This is a genomic window from Nocardia paucivorans NBRC 100373 (assembly GCF_000308675.1).
GTDB classification, from domain to species: domain Bacteria; phylum Actinomycetota; class Actinomycetes; order Mycobacteriales; family Mycobacteriaceae; genus Nocardia; species Nocardia paucivorans.
Genome location: NZ_BAGE01000006.1, coordinates 77,686 through 95,691, shown reverse-complemented (window position 1 = coordinate 95,691; position 18,006 = coordinate 77,686). Strand labels below are relative to the sequence as shown.

General features: G+C 65.5%; 21 protein-coding genes and 1 pseudogene. 13 read left to right on the top strand and 9 right to left on the bottom strand.

The features are described 5' to 3' along the window. The 7 genes and pseudogenes from ON32_RS29830 to ON32_RS27500 form a co-directional block, all read left to right on the top strand. A pseudogene (locus tag ON32_RS29830) lies at positions 1-121 on the top strand (DNA-binding protein); the annotation flags it as partial. Between the two features lie 12 nt (positions 122-133). Then, the gene (locus tag ON32_RS02165; RefSeq protein ID WP_083873887.1) at positions 134-1,201 is read left to right on the top strand and encodes a thiolase family protein; all 1,068 of its coding nucleotides are present in this window, start codon (positions 134-136) and stop codon (positions 1,199-1,201) included. Beyond that, the gene (locus ON32_RS02160) at positions 1,198-2,364 is read left to right on the top strand and encodes a thiolase family protein (RefSeq protein ID WP_040788278.1); all 1,167 of its coding nucleotides are present in this window, start codon (positions 1,198-1,200) and stop codon (positions 2,362-2,364) included. The genes ON32_RS02165 and ON32_RS02160 overlap by 4 nt, the downstream gene beginning before the upstream one ends. 64 nt (positions 2,365-2,428) lie before the next feature. After that, positions 2,429-3,304, top strand: coding sequence for a TIGR03619 family F420-dependent LLM class oxidoreductase (locus ON32_RS02155; RefSeq protein ID WP_040788322.1), 876 nt, complete (start codon positions 2,429-2,431; stop codon positions 3,302-3,304). Further along, positions 3,301-3,714, top strand: a complete 414-nt coding sequence (locus ON32_RS02150) for a nuclear transport factor 2 family protein (protein ID WP_040788277.1) — start codon at positions 3,301-3,303, stop codon at positions 3,712-3,714. Before ON32_RS02155 ends, ON32_RS02150 begins: the two co-directional genes overlap by 4 nt. 593 nt (positions 3,715-4,307) lie before the next feature. Then, on the top strand, positions 4,308-4,508 hold the full coding sequence (locus ON32_RS02145) for a hypothetical protein (protein ID WP_040788276.1): 201 nt from the start codon (positions 4,308-4,310) through the stop codon (positions 4,506-4,508). Between the two features lie 55 nt (positions 4,509-4,563). Further along, complete coding sequence (locus ON32_RS27500) at positions 4,564-5,280, top strand: DUF3558 family protein (RefSeq protein WP_083873885.1); 717 nt, start codon at positions 4,564-4,566, stop codon at positions 5,278-5,280. 391 nt (positions 5,281-5,671) lie between these two features. On the opposite strand, the gene ON32_RS02135 is transcribed toward ON32_RS27500, so the two are convergent. Together ON32_RS02135 and ON32_RS02130 are read right to left on the bottom strand one after the other, a co-directional pair. Continuing rightward, positions 5,672-6,100, bottom strand: a complete 429-nt coding sequence (locus ON32_RS02135; protein WP_040788274.1) for an organic hydroperoxide resistance protein — start codon at positions 6,098-6,100, stop codon at positions 5,672-5,674. A gap of 120 nt (positions 6,101-6,220) precedes the next feature. After that, positions 6,221-6,790 (bottom strand): hypothetical protein, encoded by a 570-nt coding sequence (locus ON32_RS02130; protein WP_040788273.1) that lies wholly within the window; start codon positions 6,788-6,790, stop codon positions 6,221-6,223. Positions 6,791-6,969: 179 nt separating this feature from the next. Between ON32_RS02130 and ON32_RS02125 the strand changes: the two genes are divergently transcribed. Beyond that, positions 6,970-7,557: a TetR/AcrR family transcriptional regulator gene (locus ON32_RS02125; protein ID WP_040788272.1), complete on the top strand. Its 588-nt coding sequence runs from the start codon at positions 6,970-6,972 to the stop codon at positions 7,555-7,557. A gap of 49 nt (positions 7,558-7,606) precedes the next feature. On the opposite strand, the gene ON32_RS02120 is transcribed toward ON32_RS02125, so the two are convergent. Next, positions 7,607-8,098, bottom strand: coding sequence for a nuclear transport factor 2 family protein (locus ON32_RS02120; protein WP_040788321.1), 492 nt, complete (start codon positions 8,096-8,098; stop codon positions 7,607-7,609). 185 nt (positions 8,099-8,283) lie between these two features. Then, on the bottom strand, positions 8,284-9,534 hold the full coding sequence (locus ON32_RS02115; RefSeq protein WP_040788270.1) for an MFS transporter: 1,251 nt from the start codon (positions 9,532-9,534) through the stop codon (positions 8,284-8,286). A 122-nt stretch (positions 9,535-9,656) separates the two neighbouring features. Here ON32_RS02115 and ON32_RS02110 point away from each other — a divergent pair, with 122 nt between their 5' ends. Further along, positions 9,657-10,658, top strand: a complete 1,002-nt coding sequence (locus ON32_RS02110) for a LysR family transcriptional regulator (protein WP_083873884.1) — start codon at positions 9,657-9,659, stop codon at positions 10,656-10,658. Here ON32_RS02110 and ON32_RS26775 read toward each other — a convergent pair. Further along, positions 10,624-11,115, bottom strand: coding sequence for a hypothetical protein (locus ON32_RS26775; RefSeq protein WP_051132770.1), 492 nt, complete (start codon positions 11,113-11,115; stop codon positions 10,624-10,626). The genes ON32_RS02110 and ON32_RS26775 overlap by 35 nt on opposite strands. Positions 11,116-11,514: 399 nt before the next feature. Between ON32_RS26775 and ON32_RS02100 the strand changes: the two genes are divergently transcribed. Further along, positions 11,515-11,760: a helix-turn-helix domain-containing protein gene (locus ON32_RS02100; protein WP_040788269.1), complete on the top strand. Its 246-nt coding sequence runs from the start codon at positions 11,515-11,517 to the stop codon at positions 11,758-11,760. A 66-nt stretch (positions 11,761-11,826) separates the two neighbouring features. On the opposite strand, the gene ON32_RS02095 is transcribed toward ON32_RS02100, so the two are convergent. From ON32_RS02095 to ON32_RS02080, 4 genes are all read right to left on the bottom strand, one after another. Then, the gene (locus ON32_RS02095; protein ID WP_040788267.1) at positions 11,827-12,147 is read right to left on the bottom strand and encodes a helix-turn-helix domain-containing protein; all 321 of its coding nucleotides are present in this window, start codon (positions 12,145-12,147) and stop codon (positions 11,827-11,829) included. Further along, positions 12,137-12,481, bottom strand: coding sequence for a type II toxin-antitoxin system RelE/ParE family toxin (locus ON32_RS02090; protein ID WP_040788315.1), 345 nt, complete (start codon positions 12,479-12,481; stop codon positions 12,137-12,139). The genes ON32_RS02095 and ON32_RS02090 overlap by 11 nt, the downstream gene beginning before the upstream one ends. Positions 12,482-12,677: 196 nt before the next feature. After that, on the bottom strand, positions 12,678-14,243 hold the full coding sequence (locus ON32_RS02085) for a serine/threonine-protein kinase (protein ID WP_040788266.1): 1,566 nt from the start codon (positions 14,241-14,243) through the stop codon (positions 12,678-12,680). Between the two features lie 58 nt (positions 14,244-14,301). Further along, entirely contained in the window at positions 14,302-16,416 is a 2,115-nt protein-coding gene (locus ON32_RS02080; RefSeq protein ID WP_051132769.1) for a type I restriction enzyme subunit R domain-containing protein, read from the bottom strand. On the opposite strand from ON32_RS02080, the gene ON32_RS26770 reads away from it, so the two are divergent. The 3 genes from ON32_RS26770 (at position 16,400) to ON32_RS02070 (ending at position 18,004) form a co-directional block, all read left to right on the top strand. Further along, positions 16,400-16,711, top strand: a complete 312-nt coding sequence (locus ON32_RS26770; RefSeq protein ID WP_157224044.1) for a hypothetical protein — start codon at positions 16,400-16,402, stop codon at positions 16,709-16,711. The genes ON32_RS02080 and ON32_RS26770 overlap by 17 nt on opposite strands. Positions 16,712-16,777: 66 nt before the next feature. After that, positions 16,778-17,386, top strand: coding sequence for a DUF8020 domain-containing protein (locus ON32_RS02075; protein ID WP_040788264.1), 609 nt, complete (start codon positions 16,778-16,780; stop codon positions 17,384-17,386). A 42-nt stretch (positions 17,387-17,428) separates the two neighbouring features. Next, on the top strand, positions 17,429-18,004 hold the full coding sequence (locus ON32_RS02070; protein ID WP_040788263.1) for a DUF4352 domain-containing protein: 576 nt from the start codon (positions 17,429-17,431) through the stop codon (positions 18,002-18,004). The last annotated feature ends 2 nt before the right edge of the window (positions 18,005-18,006 follow it).

Below are 18,006 nucleotides of genomic sequence, written 5' to 3'. Positions count from 1 at the left end.
GCGCGTGCAGGCGGTGTGGAAACCGCGCGAGGAGTGGGGCTACGGCCTGGAGAACATCGATCACTTCCGTCCGACCGGCGAGCCGGATGCCGATTACGAAACCTACAAGCATCACCTGTGAGAGGGCTCCCGAGTGACCATCACCGAGCGCTGCACCGATAACACCACCGAGATCGCCGTCGTCGGTTTCGCGCACGCACCCCATGTGTCCGAGACCTACGGCACCACCAATGGTGTGGAAATGCTGGTGCCCTGTTTCCAGCAGCTCTACGACCGACTCGGCATCACCAAGTCGGATATCGACTTCTGGTGCTCGGGATCGTCCGACTACCTGGCCGGACGGTCCTTCTCGTTCATTTCCGCCATCGACTCCATCGGCGCCGTTCCGCCGATCAACGAATCGCATGTGGAGATGGACGCCGCCTGGGCGCTGTACGAGGCCTGGGTGAAACTCCGTTCCGGTCAGGCCCGCACCGCGCTGGTCTACGGTTTCGGCAAATCGTCCGCGAGCACCCTGCGCCGGGTCCTCACCACCCAGCTCGACCCCTACCTGGTGGCTCCGCTGTGGCCGGACGCCCTGGCCATCGCCGGATTGCAGGCGCGGGCCGGTCTGGACACGGGCCGCTGGACCGAACGCGATATGGCCGAGGTCTCGGCCGCCCACACCGTGCACGGCACCGATATCGACGAGCTGTTGGCCGCACCGTATGTGGCCGATCCACTGCGCGAACACGACTGCGCGCCCGTCACCGACGGGGCGGCGGCCATCGTCCTCGCCGTCGGTGACCGGGCTCGGGAACTGTGCGAGCGCCCGGCCTGGATCACCGGAATGGCCCACCGTATCGATTCGAGTGTGCTCGGCGCTCGCGACCTCACCGTCTCTCCGTCCGCCGAGGCGGCGGGTCGGGCGGTGACCGGCGGCGACACCAGCGGTATCGAGGTGGCCGAACTGCACGCGCCGTTCAGCCACCAACTGCTCATCCTCACCGAGGCGCTCGGGTTGAAACCGGAGACCGAGGTGAATCCCTCGGGTGGCGCTCTGGCCGGCAACCCCATGTTCGCCACCGGTCTCGAGCGCATCGGCTATGCCGCGCACCAGATCATGACCGGTGCCGCCGACCGCACCCTGGCGCACGCCACCAGTGGGCCCGCCCTACAGCAAAACCTTGTGACCGTTCTGAATTCGGAGGCCGGCCGATGAGTTTTCCCGCCGCGGTGCTGGGCACCGGACAGACCCACCATGTGTCCAAACGCACCGATGTCTCGATGGCCGGACTGTGCCGGGAGGCCATCGATCGGGCGCTCGCCGACGCCGATGTGACCATGGCCGATATCGATGCCATCGTGATCGGCAAGGCGCCCGACATGTTCGAGGGCGTCATGATGCCCGAGCTGTATCTGGCCGATGCCCTGGGCGCACCCGGTAAACCGCTGCTGCGGGTGCACACGGCCGGTTCGGTCGGTGGCTCCACCGCCATTGTCGCCGCCAATCTGATCCAGGGCGGGGTGCACGAGAAGGTACTCGCCATCGCCTGGGAGAAACAGTCCGAATCCAATGCCATGTGGGCCCTGTCGATCCCGGTGCCGTTCACCATGCCGGTCGGCGCGGGCGCGGGCGGCTACTTCGCCCCCCATGTGCGTTCCTATATCCGCCGTTCCAACGCCCCGCTGCACATCGGGGCCATGGTGGCCGCCAAGGACCGCCGCAATGGCGCCAAGAACCCGCATGCGCATCTGAAGCAGGGCGATAAAACGGTGGAGCAGGTGCTCTCCTCGCAGATGCTGTGGGATCCGATCCGCTTCGACGAGACCTGCCCGTCGTCGGACGGCGCCTGCGCCATCGTCCTCGGCGGCGAGAAATCCGCGACGGCAATGGAGGCCTCGGGCAAGAAGGTTGCCTGGGTGCACGCCACCGCCATGCGCACCGAACCATTGGCCTACGCCGGACGCGACCAGGTCAACCCACAGGCCGGTCGGGCCGCGGCCGAGGCGCTATGGGCGGCGGCCGGGATCACCGATCCGCTGGCCGAGATCGATGCGGCCGAAATCTACGTCCCGTTCTCCTGGTTCGAGCCGATGTGGTTGGAGAACCTCGGTTTCGCCGCCCCCGGGGAGGGGTGGCAGCTGACCGACAAGGGCGAGACCGAGATCGGTGGCGCGCTGCCGGTGAATCCGTCGGGTGGGGTGCTGTCCTCCAATCCGATCGGCGCCTCCGGCATGATCCGCTTCGCGGAGGCCGCCAAACAGGTCATGGGACGCGCCGGGGATTACCAGGTCGAGAACGCGCGCAAGGCATTGGGCCACGCGTATGGTGGCGGATCGCAGTACTTCTCGATGTGGGTCGTGGGATCGGAGCGCCGATGAGCGATATTCGCCTCGGCGCGATCGGATGCGGGACCTCCCGCATGAACAAGGAGCGCCGATGACCTTGAAATTCACCGTGGGTGTGGCGATGAGCCCACTGGATCAACTGCCCGAGCTCGCCAAGACCGCGGAGGAGTGTGGTTTCTCCTCGATCGCGCTACCGGATTCGCTGTTCTATATGAAATCCCAGGCGGCGAAGTATCCCTACACCCCCGACGGCAGTCGCTTCTGGGGTCCGGACACCCCGTGGGTGGATCCCCTCATCGCCGCGGCCTCCATGGGCGCGGTGACCTCACGAATCCGCTTCTACACCAATGTGCTCAAACTGGGCTCACGCAATCCGTTGCTGCTGGCCCGTCAGGTGGGCTCGGTCGCCAATATGACCGGTAACCGTTTCGGCTTCGGAGTCGGCATCGGTTGGGCGCCGGAAGAGTTCGAGTGGTGCGGGGTGCCCTATGCGCGGCGCGGCGCGCGGGTGGACGAGATGATCGAGGTCATCAAACTCGTCCTGGGCGGCGGAATGGTCGAATACCACGGCGAGTTCTTCGATTTCGACGAACTGCAGATGAGCCCGGCGCCGAGCGAACCGGTTCCCTTCTATGTGGGTGGGCACACCGACGTGGCCCTGCGGCGCGCCGCCCGCGTCGGGGACGGCTGGACCTCGGCGATGATGAAGTTCGAGGATCTGCGGTCCACCATCGCGCGGCTGGCGGAGCTACGGGCCGAATACGGCCGCGCCGATGTCCCGTTCGAAATCCAGGCGGTTTGTATCGATAAATTCGGCCGCTCCGGTTACCAGGAACAGTACGACGCGGGTGTCACCGATGCGATCGTAGTTCCGTGGCTGGCCGAGGGCATCGGCTTCGACGGCGAACTCGAGGCGAAGAAGGACGCGCTGCGCAAATTCGCCGAGCAGTACATCGCGGAGCCGATCGGATGAGCACCGAGCATCCCGCCCGCGCCGCCGGCCTGGCCTCCCAGGCCGCGGTGCGTGCCCGCGACAAGGATGCCTGGCTGGCCCTGTTCGCCGAGGACGCCGTCGTGGAGGACCCGATCGGCCCGTCCGGTTTCGACCCGGAGGGCAAGGGCCACCGCGGCCGCGACGCCATTGCCGCATTCTGGGACAAGGCCATTGCCGGCACCGAATCCATCGAATTCCTGTTCGGCGACTCGTTCGCCTGCGGTTCGGAGGTGGCCTTCACCGGCATCATCCGAACCGTTGTCGGCGGACACCGCATCGATGCCGAGGGTGTATTCACCTACAAGGTCGACGAGACCGGCAAGATCACCGCGCTACGCGCCTTTTGGGAGGTCGACCGCGCCATGGCCACGGCCGCGCCGGTCGGCTGATCGGCGAATTTCGGGGCCTTTCCGCCCCTTTCGGCCGGTGCCCGGTCCCGCGAACAGTCGGTATCCGGGGTCGGGCGAGGGCAGGCGACGGACTACGCCGGTTTATCGGGGCGGGTTTCCGGCCATGACCGGCCCGAACCATCATGAGGGGCAAGGTCGCTCTCCCCTGTTTTCGTACCACTCGCATCAGAACCTCGAAAAGTTCCTGAACGAAATGCACTCGGGGATGGGATATCTCGATCGATATGACCCTACCTCGGGTTTCGCAGTCATCGAAAGATGAAGCGACCCTGTGTAACACGTGATGTAGCGCTGTCGATAGGACATTGGACCCGTTGGAGCGGGTCCGCAACTCGTCCGAAAGGCATGCTTTCCATGAGCAGAGCATCACCGGTCGGTTTCAACGCGTTACCGTCCGATGCCTTCCGCTGCAACGCCGCCCGTTCGGGGGCCGTGTAGCACCGTTCGCGTTCCAGCAGTTCGTCCCGCTTGCGGAACCACAACTTCACGTGACGCAGTTGGCCGCTCGTTAACTCGCTCGACCAATCGGTCGACAATCTCGGCACCAGATCCTCCGCAGAACAGGACGTCCTATGAAAAAACTTGTAGTCACTGCCGCCGTGTTCGCCGGACTCGTCGTCCCGGTGGGCCCCGCGGCAGCGGAATCTTTCACCGAACCCGCTGCGCCGGTACCGTCGGCCACCCAGATCAACCTGGCGCAGGACGTTTTCTGCGCCGTCATCATGTTCCTGAAGGGCGGTTGGGCGGGTCGTGTCACCGATTGCACATTCTGATGAGGCCGGCACAGACCGCCGTGGAGAGCAGACCCGCAGACAGAAGGACACTGGGATGGTGAGCAGGGCGATCGGTCGCCGTATTGCAGGAATATCGTGCGGCGCGGCACTGTTGCTGGCCGGTTGCAGCACCTCCGCGGGCACCGCACCGACTCCATCCGAAACCTACTCGACGACGGGCACTTCCGCCGCGACCACCACAATTGGTTCCGACAATGGGGCATCCACACCGGAGGCCTCTCCCGGTGACACCCGTGTCCCCGCACCCGAATCTCCTCTCGCCGTACCTGGGGATTCGGCACCGGAAGCAGCTCCCGCCCCCGAATCACCCGCTGCCACACCCGGGGATTCGGCATCGGAAGGCATCTGGGATCCTTGCTCACTGCCGGACGAGGACCTGGCCAGAGCACGTTTGGCCACCGACACCGAGGAAAGGATTCCCGACGACAGGTTCCCGACGTGGCGAATGTGCAAGTGGAAGGCCATCGATCGGACTTTCGAACTGGTGATCAACGCCTCCGACAGCACGGTTGATGAGGTGCTCGAACCCGGTAAATACCACGACCTGCGGAAAACCACCTTCCAAGGGCGGGAGTTGACCATGTACCGAGCGGTTGCGGATACGCACCGGCTGGCCTGCCACATCGTCACCCCGGCCGATTTCGGCAGCATCGTGTTCGCGGTGCGTAACACCCGCATTCAAACCGATGCGGGCGATCCCTGCGACGAGGCGAATCTGGTGGGCCTGGCACTGTTCCCCTCGCTTCCTTGACCGGAAGTCATGGCACGCCAACCGGATCCCTCGACAGCGGGTCATCACATCATCCAATTGATCGAGGGCCCCACATGTCAGCACTACGGACAATTCTCGTCGGCACCATGATCGTGCCGCGGCCTTGATCGGCGGCGACACCGCCACGGCCACTCTGAATCACATGTTCGGAGCAGGGCGAGCCTGTGGTCGAGGACCTCTACTACTCGCCCGGGCATGGTGCTTCGTCAATGCTCTCTCGGGATGGAGTCCGCCGGAATGGCATGAGGGCAACGCCCGGGGCCCGTGCCCCGACGGGCTCCGGGCCGGCCTCTCTCGGAATCGGAACGGCCCCGCATACCGGCGGTATGCGGGGCCGTGTGCTGCGGCTCGACGGTCGGGCGAGCGTGATTCAGGCGACCGTAGTGTCGACCGTGACGGGGATATTGCCGCGGGTGGCGTTGGAGTAGGGGCACATCGCGTGCGCGGCCGCGACGAGCTCCTCGGCGCTGTCCTGGTCGATACCACCGAGTTCCACGTGCAACGCGGCGGAGAGCCCGAAACCGCCCTCCTGGGTGGGGTGCAGACCGATCTCGGCGACGACGGCCGAATCGGTGATGGTGACCTTCCGGTTGGCGGCGACGGCCTTCAATGCCGAATGGAAGCAGGAGGCCCAGCCGGCGGCGAAAAGCTGTTCGGGGTTCGTCGCACCACCCCGTCCACCCATCTCCCGCGGGATGGCGAGGGTGACGTCGAGCAGGCCGTCATCGGTTGCCGCACGTCCTCCGGCGCGACCGTCGCCGGTCGAGGTGGCAATGGCGGTGTAGATGGCATCGGACATGATGGTGTTCTCTCCTTCAAAGGTGTGGTTTGCGGTGCGGGCGGGGTGTCCGGTGGTGGTCCCCGGGAGGCGACGAGTGGTATGACGTCGCAAACGGAACCGTCGCTCGAGCTCGGCATATCACTGCGCCTCGGTTGTACGGCGATGCAGCCGGATCGCCGAGATCAGGAAGAAGATGCCGCCCAATGTCGCATATCCGGCGAGTGGGGTGAGCGCAGCGTCCGGTGCGCCGGCGCCTGCGATGAAGCTCGCACCGGCGAGGGTGGATATTCCGCCGCTGAGGATCATCGCCCACTGTCCACCGAGCCGGTAGCGCGAGATCGCGATGATCAGCTGCACAATGCCCGCCGTAATCGCCCAGACACCCCACACTCGCAGGACATCGGGGATGCCGGCGGTACCGGCGGCGACCAATCCGAGAGCGGTGAGCAGGCTCAATGCCATATTGAGGTACAGCGGCACCCGCCGACGTGCGGCACCGGAGGTACGGAAGTCGATCACGGCCGCGGCCACGTCGAACAGCGGGTAGATCACCAACAGGGCCACACTGGCCGGGGTGAGCGTCGAAGCGCCCGCCACCAGCAGGCCGGCCCAGACAACGGCGAAGCCGAATCGAAGGTAGTACAGGTCCCGCAGCCCTATAGCGCTATCGACGGTACGAGTCGCGCCGGCGTCGATCGAACTGGACATCAGCTTTCTCTTTCGATGATCGGGGCGGGTGGGTTGCCGGCTCGGCGACTCACAACCACCGGTAGTAGATAGAACGATCGGTACACCAGAAGTCTGCCGCTTCACTGCGATCTTTGTCAAGACCGATCGTTCTATCTGCTAATCTCGAAGCAGGAAGCCGGAGAGTTTGGAGAAGTCAGATGTCGCAAGCACGGGCACGACTGCTCGGCACCGCGAGTGAACTGTTCTACGCCGAAGGACTCCACGCGGTGGGCATCGATCGCATCATTGCCGCCGCCCAGGTGACGCGCGCAACCCTGTACCGGCATTTCCCGAGCAAGGACAACCTCGTCGTCGCCTATCTGACCCGGATCGATGAGGGAATCCGCGCGCAGGTGCATACCGCACGCAGCGAGAACTCCTCCCCCGTCGACGTCATTCGAGCCGTCGGGCAATCCATCGCCGACGGAATTCGTACCCCCGGATTCCGCGGATGCGCATTCCTCAATGCCGTGGCCGAATACCCCGACCCCGCTCATCCGGTCCACCAGGCCGTACTCGCCCACCGCCAGTGGTTCCAGGACACGATCACCGAGATCCTCGCCGAGGCCGGCCACCCCGACCCGGAACCCGCCGCCCGACATTTCATGATGCTGCGCGACGGCGCGATGGCGGCCGGTTGTCTGACCGACCCGACCCTCGTCTGCGAGACATTCCTGAACGGGGTCGAAGAACTCGTGGGCCGTATCCCCCGAACCACGCAGGAAGAGCCCGCGAAAGCCCGATGACCTGCGGGAAACGACGCTGTTCACGGGGCCGCCGTGAACAGCCGCGCGATTACTGTCTCCCCTCCGGCAGAGATACATCCACCCTCGCTCCGCCCGCCCCCGGTGGCGCACCCGATAGCGGTGAGTCGTCGAGGTAGCGGATCTCGTAGACCCGCTCGGTGAACTTCCAGCCGTCGCCCGTTCGCCGATAGCGGTCGTGGTAGATCGCGTAATTCAGATGCGAACCACCGTTGCGCAACCGACCGAATTCACAGATGTGCGCGCGCCCGGAAGCGGTGTCTCCCTCGATCCGGATCACGCCGGGATGGGTATGTTGCACGAAGTACTCCCAGATGTCCTGCATGCGCCGCATCCCGGGCTCGAATTCGGCGCGGCCGGAAAGTTCGATACCCGCGTCGGGGATGCGCAATACCGCGTCGTCGGTGAACAGCGCGGCCAGACGGTCGAAATCGCGCATCATCACCGCATCGGTGAACTCACCGCCGAGCGCTTCGATCTCGACGCGGTCGGCAAGGGCGCGCAGCTCGGGTGATATCGACATGATCGGCTCCTCGGGAATCGGCACGCAGCGAGATATCGACCTGCCGGCTCATACCGGCCATACCCAGGACACCGCGGACCAACCGCAGCTGCTCGAACGCACGGTGAACGGTCGACCCGATCCGGTGGGATGGCTCGACGACACCATCGTGTCGGTCTACGTCTTCGATATGGCCGACGGCCGGATCACCCGCATTCGGGTGATCCGGAACCCGAAGGAACCGCGGCTCCGGAAAGCGGCCCGGCCGATGTGGGCAGTAACAACGGAGTGGCGAGCAGAAGAACACCGGATAGTGCGATCGCAAGGCGAGGACCGGTGAGCGTGGCGAGCAGACCCCAGAGCACCATGAGGCCGGCCTGCGCGATTTTGCCGCCGACACTCCATGCGGCGAGGACACGGGCCGCATGGCCGGCGGGAGTCCGTTGCAGCCGTTCGGTGGCGTTGATCGGATTGAAAATGCCCATGCAGGTGATCAGCAGGGCCTCGACGACAATCACGGTGAGAAGTCCGGTGACACCGGGATGGACGAGTACGAGACCGAGCGGGAAAAACGAGCGCAGCCAACCGAAGACGATCATGACCCCACGCCGACCGTAGCGGGAGACGAGACATGCGGAGAGCCGAGCGCCCACGAAACCGCCGAGCGCCGGGACTCCGAAGGCGAGACCGTATTGCCAGGCCGGAAAGCGGTATTCACCCAACATGAGAACGGCCAGCAACGGGTGGGTGGCCATGATCAGGCCACCGACCAGCACCGAGTTGAGAAACAGGCCCCGCAGTACGCGGTCGCGGAGGATGAACCGCCACCCACCGAGGAGGTCTACACCCCGCGACCCGTCGTCCGGATCACGGGGCGCGGCGATATCGCCACCACGAATGCGGCGGACCCCGAGTGCGGAAAGCAGATAACTGAAGGCATCGACCGCGATGGTGACGACCGGCCCGAGCAACCCGATGAGCGCACCGCCGAGTGGCGGTCCGGCCGCGGTCGCCACCCAACTCGTGCCCTCGAACCTGCCGTTCGCGGCAAGGAGGCGATCACCGCGAACGAGGTGCTTCAGGTATGCACCGGAGGCGGCGGTAAAAGCGATACCCGCGGCGCCGGAGACAACCGAAACCACCAACAGTTGGAGGTAGGACAGCACACCGAGGAAGTACGCGAACGGAATGCTCACCATCGCGAGGAATCGAACCAGATCCGCCCCGATCATCACCGGACGTTTGGCCCGATACTCGATCCACGGCCCGAGCGGGATCGCGACAATCGCCGCTACGGCGAGTCCGGCCGCCTCCAGCAGCGAGACCGCGAAGGCCGAGGAGTGCAGCACCTGCACCGCGATGAGCGGAAACGCCCCGAAGGCGATCCACGTCCCATATGTGCTGACGGCGTAGGCCCACCACAGCCAACCGAGATCGGAGCCCGACCGCACGCTCACACAACTCCTCCGCGACAACCAATATTCGAGTCCTCGAATCACACCGGTTGCCCGAGGCCGAGATCAAACAACCGCCCCTCGGCGAGCCACAACTTTTGGTTGTACATATATAAGATGAGCCGATGGACACCGAGGCAGTGCGCTCATTCGTCCGAGCGGCCGAGCTCGGACAGCTGCGGTATGCGGCCGACGAGTTGGGCGTGACCCAGCAGGCGGTCTCCAAACGGATCGCCGCCCTGGAGCGGGAACTGGGGGTCCGACTGTTCACCCGCACCGCCCGAGGCGTCGAGTTGACACTCGACGGCCAGGCGTTCCTCCCGCACGCCCGAAATATCGTCACCAATGTCGACCGCGCCGTCACCGCGGTCCACCCCGGCTCGCGAGCCCTACGGATCGACGTACTGGGCCGACGCAGCGCCCAGGCCGTCATACTGCACGACTACTGGCGCTCGCACCCCGAAACCGCCCTCGACGTGGTGACTCTCCGGGGCGACGACCCGCACGCGGCGGCCGACGCCGTCCGGGCCGGCGATATCGATGCCTCGTTCCGCACCGTCACCGACCCCACCACGCTGCCGCACGGTGTGCGCATGATCCACGTCTTCGATTCCCCCCTGGAACTCCTCGTCGGCCCCCGGCACCCACTTGCCGCCGCGCGAACACTGACCCCGTCCCGACTGCGCAAACAACGGATCTGGGTGCCGGGTATCGTGCCCCGAAGCGAATGGGCACAGTTCTACGACCAACTCGCCACCGCCTTCGACCTCCGCATCGACGCCACGGGCCCCCACTTCGGCGACGAGGTCCTCCTCGACACCCTCGCGGAATCCGCCGAAGTGGCCACCCTCGTGGGCGCCCGAGACCGCTATATCTGGCCGGCGAACTACGATCTACGCCGCATTCCGATCGTGAACCCGACGCTCGCCTACCCGATTTCCCTTCTGCTCCCCGAAACGAATCCACACCCGGGACTACGGACGATCATCGACCACTTCGCGAGCCTGGCACCGCTTCCCGAACCGGCCTGGCTCCCATCCTGGGCCGCGCACCGCGCCGGTCCCGTCGATCACCCGCACCCGCGCAACAGGATCAGGCCGGGATATCGAGCACCCCTGAGCAGTTGACCGCAGGCACCGGAACCAAACCGGAGTTGACGACCGAGAGATCGAAACGCACCGGCCCGGGGCCGAGGTCCCACGCATCGAAAGCGACCTGCCCCCCGGTGCCGAACATGGAGGACACCGGCACCGATCCACTCGCGGTGCCCGAAACACCGGTGGCCAGGTTGGTCCAGGTGAGCGTGGGATGAGTGGTGTAGTTACCCCAGATGCTCGCACCGGTGTGCACACTCAGACTCGTCCAGCCCGGCCGACCGCTGTACTGACCGACATACACCCTTCCGCTGTAGGGCACATCGACGATATTGGGGCTCAACCCGACGCACTGCATATCGACCACCGCGGAGAAGTCGGCCGCCGATGCCGTGCCCGGCGCTCCGAACATCAGCGCTGCCACCGCGGCCGTTCCCGCGAGTACCCGCCGGGTCGCAGTGCCTTTCGAGGCCTTCCCGTTTCGGAGCATGAGCTACTGAACTCCCTTCAACGCAACCGTTTTGGTCGGAATTCGATGTGATGAAATGTCACGTACCTGCCCTTCTAATCGGACACCGCCGGGAATCGTTACCATGGCAACCGGTGGAGACTCGTGGGGTCGCCACCGCGCGCGTATGCCCGAACGCATCTGGGTAATCGGATCTTGGATTTCTGTCACAACAACCTCGGTATCGTGTCGTCGCGGTGTGGCGGTGACCCGCCCGAGGCGACCCTGATGATGGCGGCAACGCAGTGGTGTCGAAATCAGATTCGCAGCGACATGCTAGCGCGACCAATAGCGAACTGATAGTTCGTCGCCAAACCTTGACGTCGAAGGCCCGCTATTCTCGCGCCAGAGGGGATTCCGATCAGGATCGGCGTCTGCGTCGTGACACAGAAACGAATCGGTGAACGTATCGCCGAGCAACGGAAACTCGCCTGCCTCCCCCGGAAACAGTTGGCCGCAAAGATGGACTACAGCGTGCACACCGTACACCCCATCGAGCGTGGCCACGATACGCCGCCTCCGGCCTTCGTCTCCGCGGCGGCAGCCACCCTCGGCGTCGAGCCGGCGAAGGATCGTAGCGTCCCGGTCGATGTGGTGTGGCCGAATGGCACGACGAGAGACCGATAGCGCCGGAGGAGGAAGCGCCACAGTGGACGCCGAGGTCGGGGAAATACCACGGGTGGACAGTTGTGATTACTGCAGGGTCAAGGTGTCGCCGTTACCGAACTCGGCGACCACGCGAAGCCTTCCTCCAACCGCACGAACATAGGCATCCAATGTGCCGAGCTCGGTGTGCGACATGTCGCCCCGCTCGATATTGGACACCCGCGCTTGCGTAACACCCATCACCTTGGCGATCTCACTTTGCGTACGTGCCTGAGCCTTACGGACCTGCGCCAGGCGATAGGCTCGCCGAGCCCCTTCGATCTCCCGCTTCGCCTCGGCAACATGTGCAGGCGCGATGAGTCCCTGTGCGTGCACGTCGGCCTTCACGTCCTTCCAACTACGCGCCATCGTTCTCACCTTCCCTATCGAGCCACCGCTGATAGCGCGCCTCGGCTACCGGGATGTTGTCGATGTACCACTGTTTCCACCGTCCTGCTTTATCCCCGGCGACCAGCAGAATCGCCTGACGGTCCGAGTCGAAGACAAACAGAATCCGTATGTTGGTCGCCAATGGCCGAAGCTCTTTTGAATGGTGCAGCCGTGATCCCTTGATCCGGTCCGCCAAGGGCCGCCCGAGTAGCGGTCCTTCATCGGCGAGCGTATCGATAGCCGCCTCGACCCGAGCGGCCTGCTCGGCATCGGTGCGAGCCAAGGCAACGAACCACTCATCCACCTCCTCCATCAAGATCACGTTCCACACGCACCGAATATATCCTCAGTATTATACAACGGGTAGGTTATTCCCTCGTCGCGTAGTCGTCGGCCATGCGTTCGTAGTCCGCGACGCCCAACCACATATGGGCGGCGCTTTCCGTAGACGTGCGGGCCGCTCTCGAGCTGATGGGTTATCCCTCCTCCCCATGTTGATCTGAGGTTATTCAGTCCGGGTAAAGGTTTTGCAGTCTGTCGATTCGTTCCGCGACGGCCATGGTGAAGTCATCGTTCGCACCGCGCAGGATGCACAGGTCGGCGTACATGGGTTCGAGTAGCTCGAGCGCGCCGGTCAGGTCACCGGTGCCCGCCAACAGTTCAGCGAGGTCGAATCGTAGGTCGAGGGCGAGTTCGCTGCTGTCGCCGGCGGCCGCGACGACTTCGGCGAGCAGGGTGCGCATGGCGGTCGGTCCCCCGTCGATATCGCCGAGCTGCATCTGACACTGGACGGCCGCGGCACGGATCTCCCACGCCGACTCACTGAACTTTCCCTCGACCCGGCGGTACGCCTCGGCCAACGCCTCCAGCTCGGTGCGCGCGCGGCGGTACTCACCACCGAGCGCCCACGCGGCGGCCATATCGCGCCGCAACCCCAGGACCTTGGCATTGTCCATGCCGCGCGCCTCGGCGGCCTGTTCCAGGACAGCGGCTAGCGCGTCGGCGGCCTGAGCGAAACGTTCGAGTTCGAGGAGCTCCGAATACCGCTCTCGGGCCTTGGCCACGGCGGTGTCGAGGTGTGTCGCGGTGAGCGGCGCGGTGGGTGGAATGCCGGCCGTATGCGTTCGGGTCGGTTCGACCTGCGCTGTTTCCAGGGGCGCATTGGGGCGGCGGAAGATCCGCGTGGGATCGGGTAACCCCGGCAGGTATACCGCGTCGGGTTCTATCTCGGTTCCGGGGATGGGCAGAAACGGCAGCAGACGCTCGTACACGGTGTAGGCGTCGGCCGGGCGCTGTTGTGGTTCCTTCTCCAACAGGTCCAGGACGAGCCGCTCGAATTCGACCGGCACCTCCGGCCGGAGTTGCCGCAGCGGGGTCGGGGGCTCCTCCATATGGGCGTGCTGCACCCGGTAGGGCGATTCGTCGTCGAAGACCGGTTCGCCGCTGACCATTTCGTGGATCAGGCAGCCGAGAGCGTAGAGGTCGGTGCGCGGGGCCACCGCGTAGCCGTGCATCGCTTCCGGCGCCATGTACCGCAGGGTGCCGATGGCCGCGCCGGTTTTGGTGAGCTTGCGGGCGTTGCGGTCGAGGATGGCGGCGATACCGAAGTCGATCACTTTCACCGAACCGTCGCGGGTGATGAGCACATTGGCGGGTTCGAGGTCGCGGTGCACCACCGGCAGGGCGTGCGCGTGGGATAAGACGGTGGCGATCTGGGCGGCGACCGAGGCCACCCACGACAGCGGCAGTCCGGCGCCGGGTTCGATGTAGTCGGCCGGCGGCACGCCGTCGATCAACTCCATCACCAGGAAGACGTGTTCGTAGGACGCGTCGAGTCCGGCGTCGAACACCTGCGGCACCCCGTGGTGGCGGATTCGCGCCGTCACCCGGGCTTCCCGCCGGAAGCGTTCGGCGAATTCCTCGGCCACTTCCCCGGTGTCCACCTGGTCCACCCGGATGCGTTTGATCGCGACCGGCCGGTCGAGCACGCTGTCGTAGCCGCGCCAGACCGAACCCATGCCGCCGGAGCTGAGCTGCTGGGTCAGCTCGTAGCGTCCGGCGATCGTTTTCCCCATATCGTCCCCTGCTGTGTCATCCCACGCGCGGGGAGCACGCGCGCGGTCTTCTGGTGGTTCAGGCCGCCCCGTCTATACCGTGTTGCCGTCTGAGCAGCCGCCACGCCGCGCGGCCGAGCTGTTTGTTCAGGGTTTCCTTGAACGCCGGATCGGATTTGCTGAAGTAGCGGCGGCCCAGGTTCTGCTGGGTGGCGAAGTTCTCCACCATCTTCTTCTCGAAGACCTCGACGAATTTGCCCTGGAAGTCCTCTTCGTTCTGGTTGGCGGCGGCGGCCAGTTGCACCCCGTCGTCCTCCATCGCCTGCTGGAACGGTTTGGCCACGTCGTCTTCGGTGAAGTCGGTGCCGAATTTGTCATTGAACCGCGAGATGAGTTCCGACAGCAGCGTTTTCTCCGGTTCCTGCGGGCCACCGGTCCCGTCACCGAAACCGGGCAGCACTTGCGCGCCCTCCGGGGTGAGGCTGATATCCGCCTCGCCCATCTTCTGCACGCGCAGATAGCTCAGATCCACCTCGCCGATATCGACACCGCCGTCGGACCGGCGCGGCAGCACGTTCAGCAGGTGTTTGCCGTAGAGGTGCAGGGTTTCCAGGTCGACGTCGCGGTAGGGCACGATCTGGGCGAGGAACCCGTATTTACGCACGTAGTCGCGCAGATCCGAACGGAACTCCTCGGCGGTGTCGACGTCGTCCTCGTCGCCGCTGTCCAGCAGCTCCGTGAAACGGTTCACCGCCGGCGCGAGGTGGACGTAGAGGTCGGCGTGCAGATTCTGCCAGACCGCGGTGGACCCGGCGGCCTTCTCCTCCGCGCGGGTGTAGGCGTCGGCGAACGAGCGCATCTCGTGTGACAGCAGGATGGGCGGGGCCAGCACCTTGTCCTGGGCGCGGTAGAGCAGGTTCGGGTCGGTGGGCATGGCCTCGGCCAGCTCGTAGTAGGGCCGGAACGATTCCTGGATCTTGTCGCCGTCGTTGACGAAGTCGAGGACGACCAGGTCCTCCTGGCTCTTGCGTTCGTGGGTGCGGTTCAACCGCGACAGCGTCTGCACTGCCGCGATGCCCTTCAACGATTTGTTGACATACATCGTGGTGAGCAGCGGCTGGTCGAACCCGGTCTGGTATTTCTCCGCGACCACCAGGATCCGGTATTCCCGCTGCCCCTTACCGCCGGACCGGGTGGCGATATCGTCGGCGCGGGTGTAGGCGAAGGCCGCGGGCAGTTCGCTCTCCTTGAGTCCCCCGTTCTCCTTCTCCTCGCTGGTTTCCTCGCCGTCGTAGTCGAGGCCGCCGGAGAACGCGACCAGCACGCCGACGTCCGGGTAGCGGGCGGCGTACTCGTTGAGGTCGAGGTATTCGCGGATGGCGCGGGTCATGGCGACCGCGCTCTTGCGTGAATCGGTGACCACCATGGCCTTGGCGCGGCCGCCTAGCCGGGGCCGGGTGTGGGTGATGAAATGCTCCGCGATCACCTGTGCCTGCTGCTGCACGGTGGACGGGTGGGTGGCGGCGAACCGGGCCAGCAGCGTTTTCGCCTTCGACTCCGGCACCTTCCGGTCGTCGGGGTTCTCGTTGACCAGGCGGTAGAAGGTTTTGTAGGTGGTGTAGTTGCGCAGCGGGTCGAGGATGAAACCCTCCTCGATGGCCTGGCGCATGGAATAGGTGTGGAACGGCCGGTAGTGGTCGCCTTCGAGGGTGCCGAAGGCTTCCAGGGTTTTCGCCTTCGGGGTCGCGGTGAACGCGAAATACGACAGGTTCTTCGCGTGGCCGCGCGCCTCGGCTTTGCGTTTCAGCCGTTCGTCGAGGGTGAGTTCCACCGCGCCCTCGTCCTCGTCGTCGGTGTCCAGGCCCAGGTCGCGCAGCGCCGCCCGCACCGCGGCGGCCGCGTCACCGGACTGCGAGGAATGCGCCTCGTCGACGATCACGGCGAACCGGCCGCCGAGCAGTTCGGCGGGTTCGCCTTTCAGGAAATCCAGCAGCGCGGGGAAGGTCTGCAAGGTGATGGGGATGATCTTGCCCGACTCCTTGGACAGGGCGTCGGCGAGCTGGCGGGACTTCGCGCCCCGCTTCTCGTCGATCTCCACCACCAGGCCCTGCACCCGCTCGAACCCGCCCACGGTCTCTTGAAGCTGGGCGTTGAGGTTGCGGCGGTCGGTGGTGATGATGACCTTGTCGAACACCGGGGTGCCCGGTTTCAGGCCCGCCGCCCGCGGACACCGGCCGCTGCGGTTGCGTCACGGTGACGACCTCCGCGCCCTGCCGCTGCTTCCCCGGCGCAGCCGGTGCGCGGTGACCGGGAAGATCCGCTACTTCGACCCCGAAACCGCCGAGCTGGTGCTGGTCGGCCTCGACCACGACAACCCCAGAAGGCGGGAACAGCGGACCTACCGATGCCCGGAATGCGCCGGCTGGCATCTCACCAGCCAGGCCCGCAATGCCGGCGACCCCACCACCGGCCCCGAACCCGGGGTCTGAACCAGGAGAACCACCCAGCATGAAATCAAGAAACTCACCGCTGCCGCCGCACTCGCGATCGCCGCCGTGGGCGTCGTCGAGCACACCGCCGTCGCGGCCCCGCCACCCGCCGTCGGCGAGACCGCGACCGTCGTGCCGGAAAGCGCCCGAGGAGCCGACCAAGGCGTCGGCTACCTCGTGAGCCGCGACGGGAAAACCCTCACCGCCGAACTCACCGGCGGCACCTTCACCGTCACCGCGGACACGATCGACATCGTCGCCGCGAACGGAACCACTATCGCCGGCATCCCCCGCGCGCTCCAGGTCGGCGAGCACATGCTCACCATGACCCCGCGCGTGGCGGCGAACGGCGCGAAGATGGTCGCCGATATCGCCGCCCAGGACATCGGCTACTGGCGCAAAACCTCGCCGCGCCAACGCAGCATCGAGGCGGGCGTCGCACTCGGCGGCGCGGTCGGCGTCGTCACCGGAATCGTCGTCGGCATGGTGATCGGAATCGCCGCGGGCGGTCTGCTGATCCCGATCAGTCTGCCGGTCGGTCTGCTCGTGGGCCTGTTCGGCGGTATGGCGCTCGGCGGGGCGGCCGGTGCGGCCATCCCCAACTCCGATGTCCCGGACCAGTGGGACTACCAGGAGGAATGCGAATACATCCGCGGGCACCGCTTCTGCTGGTAGCCACCGGTATCCGTTGCAAGTCAACTCGAGGAGTCAGGTCAGATGACCAATCCCCATTATCCCCAGCCCCCGCGCAAAAGCCGCACCGGGCTCTGGATCGTCCTCGGCGTCATCGGTTTCTTCATCCTGCTGTGCGGGGGTTGCGCCGGAATCATCGCCACCAGCGCCGACGACGCGGACAAACCGAGCGGCGGCGTCGCCACCGGCTCCGCGCCGGACACCGGCGAAGACATCGCCCCCGCCGGTTCGGAGGTACGCGACGGCAAATTCGCGTTCGTGGTCACCCGGGTCGAACCGCCCACGAAATCGGTCGGCGATTTCCTGAGCAAAACCGCGCAGGGCGAGTTCATCCTCGTCCACATCGACGTCACCAACACCAGCGACCGGCCCCAGTCCTACTTCGGCAGCAACCAGAAACTCATCGACACCCAAGGCCGCGAGTTCACCAACGACACCGAGGCCGAGATCTACCTGAACGACGACACCTTCGCCGATATCAACCCGGGCAACAAGTTCTCGGTGATCCTCGCCTTCGACGTCCCCACCGGCACCGCCCCCGCGGCGCTGGAATTCCACGACTCGATGTTCTCCGGCGGTGTCCGGGTGGCGGTACGGTGAGG

Coding starts and splice junctions, on each gene's coding strand:
- ON32_RS02160 (WP_040788278.1), top strand. CDS start 1,198: ATGAGTTTTCCCGCCGCGGTGCTGGGCACCGGACAGACCCACCATGTG.
- ON32_RS02150 (WP_040788277.1), top strand. CDS start 3,301: ATGAGCACCGAGCATCCCGCCCGCGCCGCCGGCCTGGCCTCCCAGGCC.
- ON32_RS02145 (WP_040788276.1), top strand. CDS start 4,308: ATGAAAAAACTTGTAGTCACTGCCGCCGTGTTCGCCGGACTCGTCGTC.
- ON32_RS27500 (WP_083873885.1), top strand. CDS start 4,564: ATGGTGAGCAGGGCGATCGGTCGCCGTATTGCAGGAATATCGTGCGGC.
- ON32_RS02135 (WP_040788274.1), bottom strand. CDS start 6,100: ATGTCCGATGCCATCTACACCGCCATTGCCACCTCGACCGGCGACGGT.
- ON32_RS02130 (WP_040788273.1), bottom strand. CDS start 6,790: ATGTCCAGTTCGATCGACGCCGGCGCGACTCGTACCGTCGATAGCGCT.
- ON32_RS02125 (WP_040788272.1), top strand. CDS start 6,970: ATGTCGCAAGCACGGGCACGACTGCTCGGCACCGCGAGTGAACTGTTC.
- ON32_RS02120 (WP_040788321.1), bottom strand. CDS start 8,098: ATGTCGATATCACCCGAGCTGCGCGCCCTTGCCGACCGCGTCGAGATC.
- ON32_RS02110 (WP_083873884.1), top strand. CDS start 9,657: ATGGACACCGAGGCAGTGCGCTCATTCGTCCGAGCGGCCGAGCTCGGA.
- ON32_RS26775 (WP_051132770.1), bottom strand. CDS start 11,115: ATGCTCCGAAACGGGAAGGCCTCGAAAGGCACTGCGACCCGGCGGGTA.
- ON32_RS02095 (WP_040788267.1), bottom strand. CDS start 12,147: ATGGCGCGTAGTTGGAAGGACGTGAAGGCCGACGTGCACGCACAGGGA.
- ON32_RS02090 (WP_040788315.1), bottom strand. CDS start 12,481: ATGGAGGAGGTGGATGAGTGGTTCGTTGCCTTGGCTCGCACCGATGCC.
- ON32_RS02085 (WP_040788266.1), bottom strand. CDS start 14,243: ATGGGGAAAACGATCGCCGGACGCTACGAGCTGACCCAGCAGCTCAGC.
- ON32_RS26770 (WP_157224044.1), top strand. CDS start 16,400: ATGACCTTGTCGAACACCGGGGTGCCCGGTTTCAGGCCCGCCGCCCGC.
- ON32_RS02070 (WP_040788263.1), top strand. CDS start 17,429: ATGACCAATCCCCATTATCCCCAGCCCCCGCGCAAAAGCCGCACCGGG.